This window comes from Williamsia sp. z34 (assembly GCF_059553395.1).
This window is the reverse complement of the sequence record NZ_JCANWW010000008.1, coordinates 1-19,852: the sequence shown is the minus strand read 5'-3', so window position 1 is coordinate 19,852 and position 19,852 is coordinate 1. Positions and strand designations below refer to the sequence as shown.

Genomic DNA, 19,852 nt, shown 5'->3' with positions numbered 1-19,852 from the left:
ACCTGCAGACCGCATCGATCTGACCGCACTCGGCACTGGCACACCTGCGCACGCGACGTGGCATGTGACGTACCAGCAGACGGTGGCGCAGACCGGATCAGGGACAGCCGAGTTCCACCGGAATCACGATCCCGAGTTTCGTCGCATCTGGCCTTCCGTCGGTCGTGGATTCACAGGAACCGGGCGCGACCGTGTTCTTCGAATTCCTTGGTGAGGGCTTCCCGATCGGCATCGGTCATCAGCGTGTATGTCGGCGCGCCGCGACCGACCCAGTGGTACACCGGTTCGTCACATCGCCAGCCGTCTGCCTGCAGTGCACGCTTGAGGACCTTGTTCGATCCGGTGACCGGGAGAGCGGTCGACACCCGGATGAACCGGGGAGCGGCCTTGGTTCCCAGGTCCGCCTGTGCGGCAAGGTAAGCCGCGAATTCTTCGGGATCGAAGTCGCTGTGGTCGGCGACCTCGAGAGCGGCCATGACCTGATCGCCCGAGCGCGGGTCGGGCACCGCGAACACACCGGTGGCGATCACCTTCGGATGACGTCGCAGGACATGTTCGATCATCAGAGCCGAGGTGTTCTCGCTGTCGACCCGGATCCAGTCCCCCTTGCGGCCGGCGAAGTAGATGAACCCGGCTTCGTCGACGTACCCGAGGTCGCCGGTCCAGTACCAGCCGTTACGAATTCGCTCGGCAACCGCCGATTCGTTCTTGTAATAGCCCTCGAAGCGTCCGGCGCCGGCCTTGTCGATCATCTCGCCGATCGCCTCGTCCGAGTTACGGACGTGGCCGTGTTCGTCCAGGATCGCCCGCGGGCATTCCTCGAGGGTCTCGGGGTTGACGATGACGATGTTCTCGTTGGCAGGCCGCCCGAGAGCGCCCGTGGGTGCGGCCGGATCGAGACGGATCGACCCGGCACCCTCACTGGAACCGTAGGCCTCGTACAGCTTTGCCCCGAAGCGGCGGATGAACTCGGCCTTGTCCCCTGGCGACGCCTCTGTTCCGAACCCGTGGGTCAGCGTGTTCTCCGCGTCATCGGGGGCCTCCGCGGTCGACATGAGGTAACCCAGCGCTTTGCCGACATAGGTGAAGTATGTTGCGCCGTAGTACCGCACGTCCGACATGAACCCGGATGCGGTGAACTTCGGGACCAAACAGATGGTCGCGCCCTGGGACAATGCCGGTGCCCACAGTCCCATCAGTGCGTTGCCGTGGAACAGTGGCATGCAGCAATAGCAGACGTCGTCCCGGTCGACGTCGTACTTTTCGCAGTTCGCGTAGGCCAGACGGGTGATGCGACCTTGACTGCACCGCACCGCCTTTGACATCCCGGTCGTGCCGGAGGTGAACAGCAGCAGGAACAGTGTCGAGGCGTCTACCCCGTCCGCCACCTGAGGCTCGGTGGCCTGGGCGGCAACCGAATCGGCGTACGAGGCGTCGTCGACCAGCACAAAACGGTCGGCGCTGAGTCCGAGGTCGAGGCCGGAGAGCTTCTCCATACCGGCGCTGTCGGTGACGATGAGCTGACAGTCGACGTACCGGACCTCGGCTTCGAGCTCCTTGCCGCGACGGGTGGGGTTGATACCGACGATCGTCGCGCCGGTCAGCGCCGCGCCGCCCAGCCAGAAGATGAATTCAGGGGTGTTCTCGAGCAGGACCCCGATGTGAAAGGGACCCGGCTGCCGCAGTGACTGTGCGAAGGCGCCACGCGCCGCGCTCTCCCGGACGACCTCGTCCCAGGTCCAGTCCCGAGTACGGGTGCGCAGTCCGAGGTGCTCATCACCGAGCCGGTCCATCAGCATCTGCGCGACATCGTCGCGGGGAATTGTCGTGACGGGTGTGGTCGCGTTCAAAACTTCAGTCCTCATCGTGCTCGAAGCGCACAGTGTGTGCCGCCGTAAGTTGCCGTCATGGTGATACTCCTCCAACTGCGAATCTTCGCCGAACGGTATCGTCGCCAACGTCTGCATAAGAGCCCAGTCTCGCTGAGTGGTAACCGTCACCATGGATACCGCGGGTCGTGAGATTTTGTGGTGTACATCGCAGTACGTAACGAAAGGCTTTTGATGTCTGCCTCCACCGATCCGCAATTGCACATCACTGCGGTGATGACCCGTCTGACCGGCCCCGGCGGACCGTTCGAACTGGTCGAAGAGGATGTACTCGGTGCATCCATGCAGGTGATGAAGAATCGTCGGCGCGCCGTGGCGGAGCATCTTCCACAGTCGCTGAACTGGGGCGATTCCGATTATCTCGTCACCACCGACCGTCGAATCTCGTACACCGAGCACGCCAGGTCCGTCGCCGCGCTGGCCACTGCGCTGCGCGACAAGTACGGCGTCGGCAAGGGCGATCGGGTGGGAATCCTCGCTGCCAATACGCCCGAATGGGTCATGACGTTCTGGGCCACCCAGGCCCTGGGCGCCATCACCGTCGGCCTCAACGGCTGGTGGGTGCCGCGTGAGGTCACCTATGGCCTCGAGCACAGCCGGCCCATGGTCCTCGTGGTCGACGCGAAGCGGGCCGCCTCACTCCCCGAGGTCCCCGGTACGGTCACCGTCTTGACCATGGAAGAAGACCTTCCCGCACTCATCGCCGAATACGACGGCGCCGATCTGCCAGTTCCTGACGTCGACGAAGACGACCCGTCCGTCATCCTCTACACCAGCGGCACCAGCGGGCGGCCGAAAGGTGCGCTGCATTCACAGCGCAATCTCGTGGCCGTGGTCGACTATCAGCGCTTCAGTGACGCGTTCATGGCCGAATTCGACGGCCAGACATACGATCCCAGCCGGCCCAGTCCCGCGCGTCACCTGCTGACCTCGCCGTTGTTCCACATCGCGAGCCTGCACAACCTGGTGGTGCCGCGTCTGGCGACCGGTGGCGCGGTGATCCTGAATCAGGGTGCGTTCGACGCCGACACCATCCTGGGTCTCATCGAGCGGGAACGGGTCACCAACTGGGGTGCCGTGCCGACGATGGCCACCCGACTCCTCGAGCACGACAACGTCGAGAAGTACGACCTGTCATCTCTGAAGTCGTTCGCACTCGCCTCGGCACCCTCCTCCGTCGCGTTCAAGGAGAAATTGCAGGCCAAGTTCGCGTTCGCCCGCAACGCACTGGTCGACAGCTATGGACTGACGGAGTGCAGCACGGCCATCGCCGTCGCGACCCCCGCCGACATCGAGGCGTTCCCCGGCACCCTGGGCCGCCCCATCGTCACCGTGAGCCTGCAGATCCGCGATCCGTTCGGGGAAGTGCTTCCCGAGGGCACCGAGGGTGAGATCTGCGTACGCAGTCCGTTCGTCATGCTCGGCTATTGGGAAGACGAGGCAGCCACCGCCGCCGCCATCGCACCCGGACGATGGTTGCGCACAGGCGATTTCGGCCGCATGGACGGTGGACGGTTGCAGCTCACCGGCCGCCGCTCCGATCTGATCCTGCGCGGTGGCGAGAACGTCTACCCCACCGAGATCGAGCAGTGCCTCGACGAGCATCCCGACGTGGCCGAGTGCGCAGTGGTCGGCGTGCCTCATCCCGACCTGGGCCAAGAAGTCGCTGCCGTGATCGTCGCCCGGCCCGGAGCCTCCGTGACCGAAGACGACCTGCGCGCCTTCGCGACCGAGCGACTCTCGTATTACAAGGTCCCGACGCAGTGGCGGATCACGGAACATCCGTTGCCCCGCAACGCAACCGGCAAGATGATGCGACGCGCGATCACGGTCTGACGAACCAAGACTGACCACCGTGGTGTCGGCGCTCGGCATGTCCCGGCGCCGACACCACAGCCGCTCACACTGTGAAGTTGTCAAAGATGCATGCGCGGTCCCGACACGATCTCGGGTGCGCTGGTGGGAAGCTTTGGTGAAGTGGTGGAGAGTTTGATCTGGTCAGGCGGCCAGGGTCAGGGTGCGTCGGTTGTAGGCCGGTAGAGGTTTTCGCTGCGGATCGATATCGGCCGGCGGGATCATCCACGGGTGTCCGTCCGAGCCCATGATCACGTCCCAGCCGGTGTTGTGGACCGCCATGTGGCAGGTGCGGCACAGCAAGCACCCGTTCTCCAGAGTGGTCAGACCGCCGTCGACGAAGTGCACGATGTGATGGCAGTCCGACCAGCTCGCATGTCCACCGCATTTCACACAGCAGGTGTCGCGAATGATGATGGCCTTGCGGACCAGACCGGTGAAGAGCCGTTTGGGTGGACTGAGATCGATCGGGACGTCCTGCCCGTCGAGGGTGATGGAGGTGATCGACGAATCACACGCCAACATCGCAGCGGTCGCTTCGGTGACCGGACCCATCCACGGCAGGGTGGCAGCCTCCGGATGATCGGCAGGCACGGTGACCATCACCTCGGTGCGCGGCGCTGACACCAGCGTCTGTCCACCACCGCCGCAGTCCAACAATTGATGTAGCGCGTCCGCGCGGCGTTGGGTTGGGGACCGCGGATCATCCGAACCATCTGGCTCAGGACGTGCCCGGGACCAGAGATCCAACGCCGAGTGCAACTTTTCCCCGATCACCGCATCAAGATCGAATGTGCCGACACAGCGGCCCTCGCGGACTTTGTATTCCAGACTGTTCAACGACCGGTCTTCGGCCGGCGGCGGACCACCAGTATCTGCGGCGATCTCGTTGCCCAGTGCGCGGGCTGCGGTGCTGATCTCCGCCGGCGGTGCTCCGGAGATGGCGTGGTTCAACAGTTTCCGCACGAACCCGACCTGCTCCTCGGCGGCGACCGGATCCTCCGACCGCCCGACAACATGGGCGACACCCTTGACTACCGCATCGACATGCTCAGAGGACAGAAACCCATCCTTCGAATACCCGGCCGTACGATCCAACCCGACCAAACCAAGTCCGATGCGCAACCAGCGATACGCCGAAACTGGTGCCGCACCGTTGGCCTGCAACAACTTCGACGTCGTCGACCCCGCCTCACGGGCAATGCCCGACTCGTCGATCACCGCCGCACACACCGCCAGCTGATGCTCGGTGGCATTACGCAGCGTGATCAGATCTTTCACCACCCCCAACACCGCGTTCGCGTCATCGGGTATCGCCAGGTCGACCAGATCGTCGACCATCTCGAGAAGTCGCATGGCACAGCACCTTCCAAGGAGAGAACACACAAACCGGGGCGTCGACCGGGTGTCTCTGCGGGGAAGGCGTCAGATACGTGATGCTCGGGGCCGACTAATTACAGCCTAGTCGATCGAACATACGTTCGCAATGGTTTTTGTGAATCAATTCCGCTCGGACCCAACGTCTTTCGGTAGCAAGACGAAATACCTAACCTCAATCTCGATCGAACAGCCCAATAGACAAGGTGTTGTAACTGCAGGAACCAATGCCGATTCGGCCTGCCCTGCACCAATTGCAGTAGTTTGTCGTTCTTTGGCGGAGTTCTCCAGTCGCAGCGTTTGCGTGGGCGGCCGTTGAGTTCAGGTACGACGTTGGCAAGGGTACCGACCCCCGGATCAGCAGCGCCTTCCCCAATACCGTGGTAGCCCTCGAACCTCGACCTCACCGCACGCAGCGTGGACACCTGAGCCCGCGTTTGCCCGTTGAGGGCCGTCGCGCCAGAGATGAAAGACGCTGCTGCCGCCGGTAACCCGCCCGCAAACTACCCCGCTACTCATCCGCCAACACCTGGATCGCGTCACCCCGGACAGCCGCGTCGGCATCGATTCGCATACAGTCAGGTGTGTTCCAGCGGCACCCGCCGGGAACTCCGATGCACGCAATCTGACGTAGAGGCCGGCCGGTGGCATCATCTGACCTACTGGGTCTGACGGCGTCACTGACGTCGTCGACGCTCATCGTCGCGTTCGCTGCCGGACTGATGCCGCGACTCGTCGGTGACGAGCCGAATCCCGTCATGGGCATACGCACGAAGGCGACTTTGTCGAGCCCTGAAGCGTGGCAGTTGGCCCATCAGGTTGCGCGGCCGCTTCTGCGCCGGGCGGTCTGGACAGCCTTGGCGGGGTTATGCATACAGGTCGCGATCGGCGTCATCACAGGTTTCGGATCTGTGGTGTCAGCTGTCGCTGCAGCCGTCATGTTTCTGGTGGTGCTCGTCGTCCTGCTCTATTCAGCGGTGAAGGGCAACAACGCGGCGAAATCGCTGCGGCCGCGCAGGTAGCAACCGCAGGAGCCCGAAAAAATGCCAGAGACGACCCTAATCGACGGCCGGCGCCCATTGGACACCGTTGATGTGGGCACCACCGTCGACGAAAAGGGTGTTGCCGGTGAGGTAACGGCTGTCATCACCGGCCAGGAAGACGGCAACGGGACCGATGTCGTCCAGCGGATCACCGATGCGACCCATGGGGTTCTCCGCGGCCATGCCGGCGGCCATCTCCGGGTTGGCCTCGACAACCCGCTTATAGGCCTCGCTCTGTGCACCCGGACAGATCACGTTGCAGCACACCTGATGCGGTGCCCACTCACGGGCCGCGGTCCGGGTCAGGCTGCGCAGGGCCTCTTTGGCAGCGTTGTATTGAACCGAGTACATGTGCGCGTTGACACCATTGAGCGAACACAGGTTGATGACGCGGCCGGTGCCGTGTTTCTGCAACTCGGGCAGGGCTCGTTGCATGGCCCAGAACGCGGCCATCACCGCCATGTCGAAACCACCGCGTAACTGCTCGTCGGTCATGTTCTCCAAGCGCGCATAGCCGGAGCCGCGCCAGGCGTTGTTGACCAGGATGTCGAGCCGCCCGAAACGTTCCACCGCAACGTCCACCATGGCCAGGACCTGGGCCTTGTCGGTGACGTCGGTGCGGACGAACTCCGCTGCCACGCCCCATTCGGCACGCAACCACGCAGCGGTCTGTTCGCCTGCAGCGGTGTCGATTTCGGCAACGACCACCGAGGCGCCTTCGCGCGCAAACGCTCCGGCCATCCCTCGACCGATGCCCATACCAGCTCCGGTGACCACAGCCACCCTGCCGTCCAACTTGGCCATGAAGACTCCTTCGCCGGTTCCGCCTAACGAGGGCGGGGCACCGTCTTGTCGATGAACAATGCCTCAACCGACACACAGACTGTTCCGTCCGCGGTACGGATGTCACCCACTGTGGTGATCTTTCTGCCGTTCTCTTCGATCAACTTGCCGCGCACCGTCAACGGCTCGAACAGCGGGGTCGGAGCGTGATAGCGCACATTGAGCTGAGCCGTGGCACCACTGCGGCCGGACCAGGCGTTGGCCACACCGAGCGTGTGGTCGAGCAGCAACGCCGCCACGCCGCCGTGGACGTGTCCGGGAGGACCCTGGTACGGGAACGTCAGCGTCACATCACCTTCGACGTAACCGTCGTCGCGGCCGACCAGCGTCAGCGGCGGTGCGATCGCATTCTCGGGTCCGGTGGCCGGATCGTGTCGGGTGACACCTTCGCCGTGCCACATGTCGATCAGGCGGTCGGCGACCTCCGGAGCGTGTTCTTCGAGATGCTCGGCGATACTGTTCAATTCCTCGGCAACCCGCTGCAGGTTCGCGTTGCTGCGATCGGTACGCAACAGTGCATCCACAACGCGGCGCGCGGCATTGGCCGCGAGGTCGACCGGTTCACCGTTGGGCAGGGACGTCAGGACGATGCCGTCCGGCGCGTTCCCGACGGTCGGGTGCTTTGCCGGGTCCTGGCTCATCGGATCCCCATCGTCGCGTGGGTGAGGATCGGCTGCTGCTCGCGTTCGACGCAGACGGCCTGCAGGATCAACTGGTTGCCTTCCCGCCAGACGGAGGTCTCGATCGTCTCCCCCGGGCACAGCGATCCGGCGAACCGTACCGAATAGGACTGCACCGCTGCAGGATCACCGTCGAGGACGCCATCGATCACGGCCTTGCACACGACGCCGTACGAGGCGAGTCCGTGCAGGATCGGCTGGTCGAAACCGGCCATCTCGGCAAACGCCGGGTCGACGTGCAGCGGATTCATGTCCCCACTGAGCCGGTACACCAGCGCCTGTTGTGCGGTCGTCGGGGTGACGAGCACCTTGTCCGCTTCCCGGTCAGGAATGGCGGTGGCCGCATCAGGACCGGCCGGTCCGCCGAAGCCGCCTTCGCCGCGGGCCCAGATCTGCATCGAGCTGGTCCACAACGGGTTTCCGTCGGCATCGGTGGCCGCCTGTTCGAGCACGATGACCGCAGCCTTGCCCTTGTCCCAGACATCGGAAACCCGCGATGAGATCTGCGCGGTGCCCGACGCCGGGATGGGCGCATGCAGTTGCAGCGATTGTCCACCGTGCAGGATCTTGCGCAGGTCGATGTCGATGCCCGGCAGGTTCATACCCGGCGCGGCAAGTGCACCGGCCGAAACGCCCTGTCCGGCAACCATCGCGAATGTCGGGACCACCTGCAGGTTCTTCTCGTACACCCAGGCCAATTCGGCCGGATCCAGATTGTCCATACCCGCGCCGAGGCCCAGGTGATAGAGCAGGACGTCCCGCTCGGTCCAGGACACGTCGCGGACGGTCGGATCGGCGGACAATGCCACGTTCAGGTCGATACCCACGGCTAGGACTCCTTCTGTGTGGTCATGCCCGAACTGGTTTCGCGGGCTCCGGATCGCGGGGCAGGCCCAGGATCCGCTCGCCGATGATGTTCAGCTGGACGTTGGTGGTACCGCCGGCGATCGACAGGCACTGCGAGTTCAGGAACTGCTGGGTAGGTGACCATCGATCCTGCTCGCCCAGGAGCGAGGACGGGCCGGACCACTCCATCGCGACCTCCCAGACCTGCTGGATGTGCTCGACACCGAGCAACTTTGCGATCGACGACTCGGCTCCCGGCTGCCCACCGGTGAGCGACCGCAACGTGGTCCGCAGACCCATCAGCCCGCCGGTCTGCGCGTCGCACAAAACCTTTCCCAGCACGGTCATCTGTTCGGAGTCCAGGCCGCCTGGCATGGTGGCCGCGAGTTCGAGCAGCGCTTCCCCACCGGAACCCAGCGACGAGTCGTTGGACAGCGAGACCCGCTCGTTGGCCAATGTGGTGCGAGCCAGCTTCCAGCCGTCACCGGGCTGCCCGACCAGCAACTCGTCGGGTACGAACACGTCGTCGAAAAAGACCTCGTTGAACAATGATTCGCCGGTGATCTCCCGCAGCGGCCGGATGTCGAGGCCTTCGCTGTTCCGGATGTCGATCAGAAAGTACGACAGGCCCTTGTGTTTTGCCACGTCGCCGTCGGTGCGCGCCAGGCAGATGCCCCAGTGTGCGTCGCGAGCCATGGAGGTCCACACCTTCTGGCCCTGCAGTTTCCAGCCACCGTCGACCTTGGTCGCCTTGGTGCTGAGTCCGGCCAGGTCCGAACCCGCACCGGGTTCAGAGAACAGCTGGCACCAGACGATGTCGCCACGCAGCGACGGCGGGAGGAAACGCTGCAACTGTTCTTCGCTGCCGTGCGCGATCAGGGTGGGGACCACCCAGTTGCCGATGATCATGTCGTGCGGCTCGAGGTCGGCGGCCCTGAGCTCGTCGGCGATGACGAGCTGGGTGACGGCGTCGGCACCCTTGCCCCATGGGGCGGCCAGATGTGGTGCAGTGTAACCCTTGTCGGCCAGGAACGCCTTGCGTTCGGTGTCGTCCAACGAGACGGCTCCGGCGAGTTCGGCCCGGATGTCGGCGCGGATCTTCTCGGCCTCGGGCGGCAGTTCGATGCCCAGGACGCGACGGGCGCCATCGATGGTGAGGTTTGCGACCCGGCGACGCCAGGTGGCGGTCGAGCCCAGCATGATCCGAAGCGTCTGGGCGCGACGCAGATACAGATGCGCGTCGTGTTCCCACGTGTACCCGATACCGCCGAGGATCTGAATGCAGTCCTTGGTGACGGTGAACGCGGCCTCGGGCGCCACCGCGCCGGCGACCGCCGCTGCCAGAGAACCCTCGACACGATCAGTGTCCGGGCCCATCGCACGCGCGGCGTCCCATGCCGTCACCCGCGCCTGCTCGGTGAGCCCGAGCATGCGCGCAGCCTTGTGCTTGACGCCCTGGAACTGGCCGATGACCCGGCCGAACTGCTGTCGTACCCGGGCATATTCGGCCGCGGTGGTGGTGGACCAGTCGGCCAGACCGGCCGCCTCTGCCGACAGCAGGGTTGCCGCGATGTCGAGGATTCGCTGCGAATCGAGGCCGAGTACGTCCATCTCGGACAACTCGAGACCGTCGACCCTGGCCTCGGCGTTGCGTCGAACCAGATCGTGACTCGGCAGGTCGGTGATGTCGAGGCGGTCCCGCGACACAACGACATACGCGAGGGAGCCGTTGTCGTCGGCTGCCAGCAGGAAGAGGTCTCCGACCTGTCCCCCGAGGATGTGGCTGGAGGTTCCGGACAGTGTCACGGTGCCGTTGTCCCGAGTCAGGCGCAGCGAACCTGGTTGCAACGCAATGGCTCCGAAGATCGATCCGTCGGCGAGTCCGGCGAGTTCGGCGGTCCGGCCCGCTTCGTGTAGGACCGTCGAGACGACAACCGTCGGCAGGAACGGTCCGGGCACCATCGAGCGTCCGAGTTCCTCGGTGACGATGGCCAGCTCCACAAGTCCGACGCCGGCACCACCAACTTCTTCGGGCAGGTGGAGTCCGAGCATGCCGAGTTCGGCCAGTGACGGCCAATAGCTCGGGCGCAGTTCGGTTTTGGCTTCCACCGCATCCCGGATCACAGTCGGGGTCGCGTGACGCGCCGCCCATCCCCGCACGGAATCGCGCAGTTCGCGGTCGTCGTCGGTGAGTTCAATTCCCATGTCGTTCAATTCCCATGTTGTTCAGGCCGCTGCCGGGTCGGGCGAGTCAGGTGGGGGGTGTCAGATACGTTCGATGATGGTTGCAGTCGACAACGCACCGCCGGCGCACATCGTGATCAGCGCAGTCGACTTGTCGCTGCGTTCGAGTTCGTGCAGCGCGGTGGTGATCAGCCGCGAGCCGGTCGAACCGACCGGATGTCCGAGGGCGATGGCTCCACCGTTGACGTTGACCTTGGACATGTCCGCCTGATGCACCTGCGCCCACGACAGAACCACAGACGCGAACGCCTCATTGATCTCGACGATGTCGATGTCGCCCAACGACATTCCGGTGCGCTCGAGCACCATCCGGGTGGAGTCGACCGGGCCGTCGAGGTGGTAGTACGGGTCGGAGCCGACCATCGCCGAGGAGACGATGCGTGCACGGGGGCGCAGGCCCGCCTGTGCGGCTTTCTCCTCGCTCATCAGCAGCACCGCCGCGGCGCCGTCGCTGACCTGCGACGAGTTGCCTGCGGTGTGCATGCCGTCCTCGATGACCGGCTTCAGCGCGGCCAGTCCCTCTGCGGTGGTGTCGCGCAGTCCGCCGTCACGGGTCACCGTGGCGATCTCACCACTGGGCGTGCCCTCCTTGTCGACAACCGGTGCCTGCACCGGCACGATCTCGCGGTCGAAGCGACCCTCTGCCCACGCAGCGGCGGCACGGAGCTGCGACTGCAGGCCCAGCGCATCGACGTCGCCGCGTTTGATGCCACGACGCTCGGCGATGCGCTCAGCCGAAGTGAACTGATCACGCATGTCGATGGTCCAGTCATCCGGGTACGGATTTCCGGTGCCGGGGGCATTCGCCTGGCCCAGGAACACCCGGCTCATCACCTCGACTCCACAACCGATACCGGCGTCGATCTGTCCGGAAGCGATCAGGCCGGCAACCATGTGAACGGCCTGCTGCGAGGAGCTGCACGCACAGTCGATCGTGGTCGCAGCCGTCGTGTACGGCAGTCCGGCATGCAGCCATGCCTGGCGGGTGACGTTGTTCGACTGCTCCCCGGCCTGGGTGACACAGCCACCCACGAGCTGACCGACCTCGGCCGCGGGCAGACCCGTGCGGTCGAGCACGGCCTGCTGAGCAGCACCCAGCAAGACGGCCGGATGAAGGCCTGCCAACGCGCCGCGACGACGACCGATCGGTGTGCGCGCTGCTTCCACGATGACGACATTGCTCATGTTCGCTCCTTTGGATGGCGCGAGGACTTCCAGCGCCAAGATCGATATTTCTAGAATGTATTCTATTTTTCAGTGCCGAGCAATGTGCCACCACGGGTTGGGTCGGTAAGTCTCAAATCTGGTGCGGCAACCGTTTTGGCACGGTCAACGGTGGTTTCGGCACGGTCAACGGTGATTTCGGCACGCTCGACGGATGGGTGCTGGGGTGCGAGACAAGAATGTATTTCAGTCAGAAATCGCTGTGCGACATCCGCGCCTGGTCGCTGGGTGACATGCGCGCAAGCAGTAGGTCACACGCTGTGCGGATATCCGATTCCGCGTCAGGGATCGAGATCCGGCCGTTCAGGCACGACTGGATCACGCCGAGCCACAACTGCATCAAGAGTCGGACCGCGGTGTGGTCGTCTTCGGTGGGATGTTCGATCCCGGCCGCCGACATCACGATCTCGTGGAACAGCCGGTCCACCTTGCCCGCATCGGGCACGGTCGCCGCGTTGGCGGTGCTGCTCGACTGGATCATCGCCGTCGACAACGCCGGCCTGCGCAGCAGACCTCGTGTCGACCGGACGAGCACTTCATAGATGGCGTCCTTGCCGCCGTTCGCCACCGGTGGTCGCTGCGCCAGATTGTCGCTGATCTGCTCGATCTGCTCGACCATCACGGCCACGAAAAGGTGCGTTTTCGAGGGGAAATACCGGTACAAGGTACCGATCGCCACGCCGGCGCGTTTCGCCACTTCCTGCATCTGGACGCGCGCGAATTCTTTCTCGTTCGCCAACTCCGCCGCGGCCTCGAGTATCCGGACATGGCGGGCCCGCTGATGGTCGGAACTGGGTTCCGCAGCGTCTCGCGCCTCGGCGATCCTGGGCACCGTCCAACCTCCTCATCGTGCGCTGCTGTGCGAACTGAACATCTGACTGTCTCACCAGACTAGGAAACGATCACATTCTGCCCACTCAGTGGGATCTTCGGTGTGTCTGAAGCGGGAATGCGATTGCGTGGGACACCGACTCGACCAGATGGAGGAATGACGATGCAAGACTGGACCATTCAATGCGACGTGCTCGTTGTGGGATCTGGCGGCGGCGCCCTGACCGGCGCTTATACGGCGGCAGCGAACGGCTTGGACACCATCGTATTGGAAAAGACCGGTCTGTTCGGTGGTACGTCGTCATATTCCGGTGCGTCGGTCTGGTTGCCCGGAACCGTCGCCCAGGAGCGCGCCGGACTCGATGATTCAACAGAGAAGGCCCGTACCTATCTCCGGGCCGTGGTCGGCGACAGCGAACTCGAGCGCCAGGAGGCCTACGTAACCACTGCCCCCGCGGTGGTCGATTTCCTCGAACGCAGCCCGAGCATCGAGTTCAGGTACCAGCCCTTCCCCGACTACTTCAAGGCACCGGGCCGGATGGATGCGGGCCGCTCGATCAATCCCATCGATCTGCCCAGCGACGAGATCGGCGATCTGCGGGAGCTGGTCCGGCCCGAACCACACATCGACCGGGCCGGACAGAAGCATCCGGACATGACCCTCATCGCCGGGCGTGCCCTCATCGGCCGTCTGCTGTTGGCGCTGAAGGCCACCGGCCACGCGGATCTGCGCACCGGGACTGCCGCGCGTCGGCTCTTGACCGAGGGCGACCGCGTGGTGGGGGTCGAGGCCGAGACCGCTGACGGTGAGGTCCTGCGCATCCACGCCAAGCGCGGCGTCCTGCTGGCCGCCGGCGGTATCGAAGGCAGCGCCGAACTCCGCGAGGCCAACCACACACCCGGTCGCGCGCAGTGGAGCATGGGTCCGCAGGGCGCCAACACCGGCGACCTGATCCGGGCCGCGGTCGCGGTCGGTGCCGACACCGCCCTGCTCGACGAGGCGTGGTGGTGCCCCGGCGTCGAAATGCCCGACGGGTCAGGCGCATTCATGGTCTGTGTTCGTGGCGGTGTCCTGGTCGACCAGGCCGGCAACCGGTACCTCAACGAGTCCCTGCCCTACGACCAGTTCGGCCGCGCCATGATCGCGCACGGCGCCGATACGTCCGTGCCGTCGTACCTTGTCTTCGATTCCGCCGAAGGCGGCCCGGTGCTCCCGTCGATGTCGATCCCCGCGGCCTCCGCCGACGAACACTTCGCCGCCGGCACGTGGGTGGCCGCGGACACCATCGAGGAACTCGCAGAGAAGATCGGCGCGCCCGCCGACACCCTGCGGCACACGGTCGAACGATTCAATGACCAGGCCAAGCGGGGCGTCGACGAAGACTTCCAGCGCGGTGAAGACCCTTACGACACGTTCTTCTGTCCGCCGAATCCGGAGCTTCCGAACGTGGCCCTGCGTCCCATCACGACCGGTCCGTACTACGCGGCCCGCATCATCCTGAGCGATCTGGGCACCAAGGGCGGCGTCCGTACCGACGCCGACGCCCGGGTGCTGCGCACCGATGGGACCGCGATCGACGGTCTCTATGCCGCAGGCAACACCAGTGCATCACTCAGCGGCCCGTTCTACCCGGGACCCGGTGTTCCGCTCGGTACCGCGATGACGTTCTCCTACCGCGCCGTCCAGCACATGCTGGACTGATCGCCGGGTCAGACGAGGTTGTCCTCGACGGTCAACCCGAACGCTCCCCGGCCGAACAGGGCCAGGGCGCGTTCGGGTTCGTTGGCGACATGGACGCTGCCCGCATGGGCGTCCCGCCACGCCCGTTCGATCGGATTACCCCGGGTCAGCGAGTTACCGCCGGACGTCTTGAACAACAGGTCGATGGCTTCGAGCGATCGTTCGACCGCGCGGACCTGGTCCCGACGGGCCCGTAGCCGCATCCACATCGGCAGATCCTCGCCGGCGCGGGCCAGCTCCCACATATCGCGGACGTTGCGGTCCATCTGCAGGATCGCCGCATCGATCTCCGACGCCGCACGCGCCACCGCCACCTGCGCTGCCTGATCCTCGGCGAACCGACCGCCGCCCAGGCTGAGCCGCACCCGCTCGCGCATCATCGTCAGATAAGACTCGTGACATCCGGCGACGACGCCCACGATCGGGGCGGCGACGGCCGAGGTGAAGATCGTTGCGAACGGCAATCGGTACAGCGGACCTCCGTTGACCTTCTGTCCCCGACCACGCAACTGGGCGGTCTCGTAGTTCCGGATGGTGCGGTATTCGGGGACAAACGCCTTGGTGACGGTGATCTCGTTGCTGGCCGTCCCGCGCATCCCGACCGCGTCCCACACATCCTTGATGCCGTAGTCGGTCCGCGGCACCAGGACGGTCATGAAATCGACCGGTCTGCCTTCAGCACCGAACACCAGGGCACCGAGCAGCGCCCACGACGCGTGTTCGCATCCCGAGGAGAACCGCCAGCTGCCCGAGAGTTCATATCCGCCGTCGACCGGCGTCAGTTTGCCCACCGGGGCATAGGCCGATGACAACAGCTCCGACGTGCTCTCACCCCACACGTCGTCCTGGGCCCGCTGATCGAACAGCGCCAGATGCCACGGATGTACCCCCAGCACCGATGCGACCCATCCGGTGGATCCGCAAGCCCCCGCGATGGCCCGGATCACCTCGTAGAACTCCACCGGGTCACTTTCGGAGCCGCCATATCGTTTGGGCTGCAACATTTTCAACACGCCCGCCTGCTGCAGGTCGGTGATGCTCTCGACCGGCACATGCCTCGATTCGTCGACCTCACGTGCCCGGTCGGCGATGGTCGGTAACAACGTGCGAACTGCTTGCAAGACCTCGTTGGTCATGTTCAGAAAACTCCATCGGTGTGTTGCGGGCCCTCCTGACGATGGTAGGCCGGTGCCCGGCACCGAACCTTCGGCGCGGTAGGTCTCGGTTAGTGGGACATGAGCTTTGGATGTGTGCGTGATCACCTAGCGTTTTGAGAACAGGTCTGCAGCCACAACTCTCCATGGAAAGGACGGACGCATCGTGACCACATCGCAGTCCGAATCAGTTGAGATCCGCGAGATCGAGACCGGGGCACCGCCCGCGCGGTTCGCCCGAGGCTGGCACTGCCTCGGCCTTTCCGATTCTTTCCGGGACGGCAAACCCCATGCCATCCACGCTTTCGACACCAAACTGGTGGTGTTCGCCAAGAGTGACGGAGAGCTCGCCATCCTCGACGCGTTCTGCCGGCACATGGGTGGCGACCTGAGCCAGGGCACCATCAAGGGCGACGAGGTGGCCTGCCCGTTCCACGACTGGCGCTGGGCTGCCAACGGTCGCTGCAAGAACATCCCCTACGCCCGCCGGGTACCGCCGGTGGCGAAGACACGGTCGTGGAAGGTGCTCGACCAGGACGGCATGCTGTTCGTCTGGCACGATCCCGAGGGCAATCCGCCGCCGGCCGACGTCACCATCCCCCGCATCGAGGGCGCGCTCAGCGACGAGTGGTCGGATTGGGTCTGGTACCGGATCGAGGTCGACACCAACTGCCGCGAGGTGGTCGACAACATCGTCGACATGGCTCACTTCTTCTATGTGCACTATTCGTTCCCGACGTTCTTCAAGAACGTCTTCGAGGGTCACGTCGCCAGCCAGTTCATGCGCGGACAGGCCCGCGAGGACATGCGCCCGCACGCTGCCGGTCAGCCGAGGATGCTGGGAAGCCGTTCGGAGGCAACCTATTTCGGTCCGTCCTTCATGGTCGATGACCTGGTCTACCAGTATGAGGATCACGACGTCGAGTCGGTTCTGATCAACTGCCACTATCCGGTGAGCGCCGACAAGTTCGTGTTGCAGTACGGCATGATCGTCAAGAAGTCGAGCCATCTCGAAGGCGACGCCGCCGACGAGATGGCCAAGAACTTCGGTGTCTTCATCGCCAAGGGTTTCGAGCAGGACATCGAGATCTGGAAGAACAAGACCCGCATCGAGAATCCACTGCTGTGTGAAGAAGACGGCCCCGTGTACCAGCTCCGCCGCTGGTACGAGCAGTTCTATGTCGATATCGCAGACGTGACACCGGAGATGACCGAACGCTTCGAGTTCGAACTCGACACAACCCGTGCGGTTGAATCGTGGAAGAAGGAAGTGGAAGCAAATCTCGAACGGAAGGCAACCGAGACCGATGCAACCGTTGCAGTGCACTGAGTGCGCAGCTCAGGTCCTGGTCCAGAAGAACAGCTGGGAACACACGTCGGTGCAGTGGAACCCCGCTGCCCGCAGCGCCTGCCGAGATTTCTCGGGTGAACAGTCCGGCGCAGCCCGCCGGTCCGGCGCGCCCCGCGAGCGGTGCCGTTTCCTGACCGAGGCGATCGAGGCCGCCGCGCACGCCGGTTCGGTTGCCGTGCTCGATCCCACACCGGTTCGCCCACTCGGCTCGCTGCACTGAGTCATTCGCCGGCACAGCAGATTTGCCCGGTAACGCAGATTTGAAGGAGCATGTCTTGATCGACAAGAGTTACTACGGTCCGTGGGCGGTGATCGCCGGCGGTTCCGAAGGTGTCGGCGCATCGTTCGCCGACGAACTGAGCGCGGTGGGGATCAACCTCGTGCTGATCGCCCGCAAGCCCGGCCCGCTCGAGGAAACCGCACAGAAGTCGCGGGCCAACGGCGTCGAGGTCCGCACCCTGGCCCTCGACCTGCTGGCTCCCGACGCCTTCGACCAGATCCGTCAGGCCACCGACGATGTCGAGGTCGGACTGTTGATCTTCAACGCCGGAGCCAACAGCTACGGCCACGAGTTCGTCACCGGCGAACTGGCCGGATTCCAGGGCGTGATCGACCTGAACATCACCTCACAACTGACCCTCTCGCATCACTTCGGTGCCAAGATGAAAGACCGTGGACGCGGCGGCATCATGCTGCTGGGTTCGTTGTCGGGTTACATGGGTGCCGAACATCAGAGCATCTATGCGGCGTCAAAGGCCTTCGGCCGCATCTTCGCCGAGAGCTTGTGGCTCGAACTCGAACCGTTCGGTGTGCACGTGGTCGAACTCGTACTCGGTGTCACCCGCACGCCCGCGATGGTTCGGGCCGGATTGAACTTCGACATCCCCGGTATGAACGTCTCCGAGCCCGAAGATGTTGCGCGCGAGGGACTCGAACACCTCGCTGACGGTCCCCTATGGGTTGCCGGCGGCAACTACGAGGCTGCTCAGAAACGCAACGGCTTCCCGCGGAACAAGCTCGTCAAGGGCGCCGCCGAGAGTATGCGCAAGCTGCTCGGCCGTAGCTGAGCGGTCGGCGACAAGCCCGACCTGAAGTTCACAGCGATGCCCGGCTCGTCGTCAGACGAGCCGGGCACACCTGTCTCTGGAGCATGATGGATGCAGGCGGATTCTGGGAAGTCGAGAAGACCATCAACTCGGTCCGCAAGGCCTGCCCCACCGTCGAGCGTGCCGAAAACGCCGTTGACCGTGCCCTTATCACCGCCGACCGTGCCAAAGTTGCTCAACTACCCTCCGTGTCAGCCTCAAGGTGAGTCACCGCACCGAGAGGAAGCCCGATGCTCGCCTTCACCACCGATGAGAAACGAGAGTTCGTCCTCGATTACCTCCAACAGCGCCACGGCAGCAAGACCGCCTGGCTGCAGGACAAACCGTTCAGCCTCCGACAGTTAGCACGCTGGCGCAGCGCCTATCTCCACGGCGACCTTGACCGCGACCTCGTACCTCGCAAGACTCGAGGAATGACCAGCCACCCTGCTCGACTTGAGGATCTGGAAAAACTCCTGACCCAACAACAACGCGAACACGACGCGCAACTGGCCGAACTCCACGAGGAAAACTCCTCCTTACGAGCGGCCAACGACGCGTTGGGAAAAGCTATCGGGCTCATGCACAAGTGGAGCGAGCACACGCCCGACGACACCCCCACTCCACCCGAGCCACCCAGTTCCTGACCTCCGAAAACATGCTGGTCACCCTACTTGCACAGCTACCCGGGATGAGCCAACGCAAAGCCCTTGCCGTACTGAATATTTCACGGTCAACCTGGCAATACCGCCAACGCCCCCGAAACCGGGTGAGCAACCCGATCTCACACCCCCAACGCCACCAACCACACGCACTGAATCTGACCGAGATCACCACGATCGAGGAGCACGTACTACGGGCCTGGACGCGCGGCGACTCCGTCGACCAGGCCTACGCCACCGCCTGGGACCAGGGCATAACAGTCGGCTCACGCCGCACCTGGTGGCGCTACGCCGCAGCCTTGGAACAATCACAGCGACCAGTCAAAACCCACCGCACCAAAACCGGGCCCCGCGAAAAACCCGTACTGCTGGCCACCGGACCGAACCAAATCTGGTCCTGGGATATCACCGACTTCAAAGCCCCTTACCGCGGACAAGCATTCAAGGTGTACTCAATCATCGACATCTTCTCCCGCAAGATCATCGCCAACCGCGTCGAAAACCGTGAACTCGACTACATGGCAGTGGAAATGTTCGAAACCGCATTCACCACAGAAGGAACCAAACCCCAATGGGTACACGCAGATTCAGGATCAGCGATGCGCTCCGATGCCATGAAAACCATGCTCGGCAACAACAAGATCAACGAATCGCACTCACGTCCCAGCGTCTCTAACGACAACCCGTACTCCGAGTCAGAGTTCCGAACCCTCAAACACCGCAAACATTTCCCCGGCATCTTCGAAACCCTCAACGACGCCCGCAACTACGTCACCACCTACACCGACTGGTACAACAACCACCACCGCCACAGCGGCATCAGCCTCTACACACCCAACGACGTCCACGACGGATCCTGGCGAGAAACCCACCGCCGCCGGCAACAAGCACTCGACGCCTACTACACCGAACACCCAGACCGATTCCGCCAACCACCAACCGCCCCACCCGCCCCGAACTGGTCAGGAATCAACTCCACCGGACCCCAACCCGCCACAAAATGACTCCACACAGGTTGACATCTACCG

Annotated in this window: 17 protein-coding genes; 8 read left to right on the top strand and 9 right to left on the bottom strand. The window is 64.0% G+C overall.

The window, feature by feature from the left end:
* Positions 1-170 precede the first annotated feature (170 nt).
* Positions 171-1,865, bottom strand: a complete 1,695-nt coding sequence (gene casI / locus AC51GT_RS19245) for a steroid-22-oyl-CoA synthetase (RefSeq protein ID WP_496329824.1) — start codon at positions 1,863-1,865, stop codon at positions 171-173.
* A 198-nt stretch (positions 1,866-2,063) separates the two neighbouring features.
* Here casI and casG point away from each other — a divergent pair, with 198 nt between their 5' ends.
* Positions 2,064-3,725 (top strand): steroid-24-oyl-CoA synthetase, encoded by a 1,662-nt coding sequence (casG, locus tag AC51GT_RS19240; protein ID WP_496329823.1) that lies wholly within the window; start codon positions 2,064-2,066, stop codon positions 3,723-3,725.
* 162 nt (positions 3,726-3,887) lie between these two features.
* Here the strand turns inward: casG and AC51GT_RS19235 are convergent, their stop codons facing one another.
* A complete protein-coding gene (locus AC51GT_RS19235) occupies positions 3,888-5,099 on the bottom strand; it encodes a DUF222 domain-containing protein (RefSeq protein WP_496329822.1) in 1,212 nt (403 codons plus the stop codon).
* A gap of 665 nt (positions 5,100-5,764) precedes the next feature.
* Here AC51GT_RS19235 and AC51GT_RS19230 point away from each other — a divergent pair.
* Positions 5,765-6,142: an SdpI family protein gene (locus AC51GT_RS19230; protein WP_496326662.1), complete on the top strand. Its 378-nt coding sequence runs from the start codon at positions 5,765-5,767 to the stop codon at positions 6,140-6,142.
* 36 nt (positions 6,143-6,178) lie between these two features.
* Here AC51GT_RS19230 and AC51GT_RS19225 read toward each other — a convergent pair whose 3' ends face one another.
* From AC51GT_RS19225 to AC51GT_RS19200, 6 genes are all read right to left on the bottom strand, one after another.
* The gene (locus AC51GT_RS19225; RefSeq protein ID WP_496329821.1) at positions 6,179-6,967 is read right to left on the bottom strand and encodes an SDR family NAD(P)-dependent oxidoreductase; all 789 of its coding nucleotides are present in this window, start codon (positions 6,965-6,967) and stop codon (positions 6,179-6,181) included.
* 23 nt (positions 6,968-6,990) lie between these two features.
* A complete protein-coding gene (locus tag AC51GT_RS19220; RefSeq protein WP_496326660.1) occupies positions 6,991-7,647 on the bottom strand; it encodes a PaaI family thioesterase in 657 nt (218 codons plus the stop codon).
* The gene (locus AC51GT_RS19215; RefSeq protein WP_496329820.1) at positions 7,644-8,513 is read right to left on the bottom strand and encodes a MaoC/PaaZ C-terminal domain-containing protein; all 870 of its coding nucleotides are present in this window, start codon (positions 8,511-8,513) and stop codon (positions 7,644-7,646) included. The genes AC51GT_RS19220 and AC51GT_RS19215 overlap by 4 nt, the downstream gene beginning before the upstream one ends.
* Before the next feature lie 22 nt (positions 8,514-8,535).
* On the bottom strand, positions 8,536-10,737 hold the full coding sequence (locus AC51GT_RS19210) for an acyl-CoA dehydrogenase family protein (RefSeq protein ID WP_496329819.1): 2,202 nt from the start codon (positions 10,735-10,737) through the stop codon (positions 8,536-8,538).
* Positions 10,738-10,797: 60 nt separating this feature from the next.
* The gene (locus AC51GT_RS19205; protein WP_496326657.1) at positions 10,798-11,961 is read right to left on the bottom strand and encodes a steroid 3-ketoacyl-CoA thiolase; all 1,164 of its coding nucleotides are present in this window, start codon (positions 11,959-11,961) and stop codon (positions 10,798-10,800) included.
* Between the two features lie 229 nt (positions 11,962-12,190).
* Positions 12,191-12,832, bottom strand: coding sequence for a TetR/AcrR family transcriptional regulator (locus AC51GT_RS19200; protein WP_496326656.1), 642 nt, complete (start codon positions 12,830-12,832; stop codon positions 12,191-12,193).
* Between the two features lie 162 nt (positions 12,833-12,994).
* Between AC51GT_RS19200 and AC51GT_RS19195 the strand changes: the two genes are divergently transcribed.
* The gene (locus AC51GT_RS19195) at positions 12,995-14,533 is read left to right on the top strand and encodes an FAD-dependent oxidoreductase (RefSeq protein WP_496329818.1); all 1,539 of its coding nucleotides are present in this window, start codon (positions 12,995-12,997) and stop codon (positions 14,531-14,533) included.
* Between the two features lie 8 nt (positions 14,534-14,541).
* Here the strand turns inward: AC51GT_RS19195 and hsaA are convergent, their stop codons facing one another.
* Positions 14,542-15,708 (bottom strand): 3-hydroxy-9,10-secoandrosta-1,3,5(10)-triene-9,17-dione monooxygenase oxygenase subunit, encoded by a 1,167-nt coding sequence (gene hsaA / locus AC51GT_RS19190; RefSeq protein WP_496326655.1) that lies wholly within the window; start codon positions 15,706-15,708, stop codon positions 14,542-14,544.
* 184 nt (positions 15,709-15,892) lie between these two features.
* On the opposite strand from hsaA, the gene AC51GT_RS19185 reads away from it, so the two are divergent.
* The 5 genes from AC51GT_RS19185 (at position 15,893) to AC51GT_RS19165 (ending at position 19,828) form a co-directional block, all read left to right on the top strand.
* A complete protein-coding gene (locus AC51GT_RS19185) occupies positions 15,893-17,056 on the top strand; it encodes a 3-ketosteroid-9-alpha-monooxygenase, oxygenase component (RefSeq protein ID WP_496326654.1) in 1,164 nt (387 codons plus the stop codon).
* Positions 17,034-17,297, top strand: a complete 264-nt coding sequence (locus AC51GT_RS19180; RefSeq protein WP_496326653.1) for a hypothetical protein — start codon at positions 17,034-17,036, stop codon at positions 17,295-17,297. Before AC51GT_RS19185 ends, AC51GT_RS19180 begins: the two co-directional genes overlap by 23 nt.
* A 55-nt stretch (positions 17,298-17,352) precedes the next feature.
* A complete protein-coding gene (locus AC51GT_RS19175; protein ID WP_496329817.1) occupies positions 17,353-18,144 on the top strand; it encodes an SDR family NAD(P)-dependent oxidoreductase in 792 nt (263 codons plus the stop codon).
* A gap of 269 nt (positions 18,145-18,413) precedes the next feature.
* Positions 18,414-18,809: a hypothetical protein gene (locus AC51GT_RS19170; protein WP_496324071.1), complete on the top strand. Its 396-nt coding sequence runs from the start codon at positions 18,414-18,416 to the stop codon at positions 18,807-18,809.
* A gap of 44 nt (positions 18,810-18,853) precedes the next feature.
* Positions 18,854-19,828: a transposase gene (locus tag AC51GT_RS19165; protein WP_496329362.1), complete on the top strand. Its 975-nt coding sequence runs from the start codon at positions 18,854-18,856 to the stop codon at positions 19,826-19,828.
* The last annotated feature ends 24 nt before the right edge of the window (positions 19,829-19,852 follow it).

What these genes read in the sequence shown, in the direction of transcription:
- casI (WP_496329824.1), bottom strand. Translation starts at nt 1,865, where the DNA reads ATGAGGACTGAAGTTTTGAACGCGACCACACCCGTCACGACAATTCCC.
- casG (WP_496329823.1), top strand. Translation starts at nt 2,064, where the DNA reads ATGTCTGCCTCCACCGATCCGCAATTGCACATCACTGCGGTGATGACC.
- AC51GT_RS19235 (WP_496329822.1), bottom strand. Translation starts at nt 5,099, where the DNA reads ATGCGACTTCTCGAGATGGTCGACGATCTGGTCGACCTGGCGATACCC.
- AC51GT_RS19225 (WP_496329821.1), bottom strand. Translation starts at nt 6,967, where the DNA reads ATGGCCAAGTTGGACGGCAGGGTGGCTGTGGTCACCGGAGCTGGTATG.
- AC51GT_RS19220 (WP_496326660.1), bottom strand. Translation starts at nt 7,647, where the DNA reads ATGAGCCAGGACCCGGCAAAGCACCCGACCGTCGGGAACGCGCCGGAC.
- AC51GT_RS19210 (WP_496329819.1), bottom strand. Translation starts at nt 10,737, where the DNA reads ATGGGAATTGAACTCACCGACGACGACCGCGAACTGCGCGATTCCGTG.
- AC51GT_RS19205 (WP_496326657.1), bottom strand. Translation starts at nt 11,961, where the DNA reads ATGAGCAATGTCGTCATCGTGGAAGCAGCGCGCACACCGATCGGTCGT.
- AC51GT_RS19195 (WP_496329818.1), top strand. Translation starts at nt 12,995, where the DNA reads ATGCAAGACTGGACCATTCAATGCGACGTGCTCGTTGTGGGATCTGGC.
- hsaA (WP_496326655.1), bottom strand. Translation starts at nt 15,708, where the DNA reads ATGACCAACGAGGTCTTGCAAGCAGTTCGCACGTTGTTACCGACCATC.
- AC51GT_RS19180 (WP_496326653.1), top strand. Translation starts at nt 17,034, where the DNA reads ATGCAACCGTTGCAGTGCACTGAGTGCGCAGCTCAGGTCCTGGTCCAG.
- AC51GT_RS19170 (WP_496324071.1), top strand. Translation starts at nt 18,414, where the DNA reads ATGCTCGCCTTCACCACCGATGAGAAACGAGAGTTCGTCCTCGATTAC.
- AC51GT_RS19165 (WP_496329362.1), top strand. Translation starts at nt 18,854, where the DNA reads ATGAGCCAACGCAAAGCCCTTGCCGTACTGAATATTTCACGGTCAACC.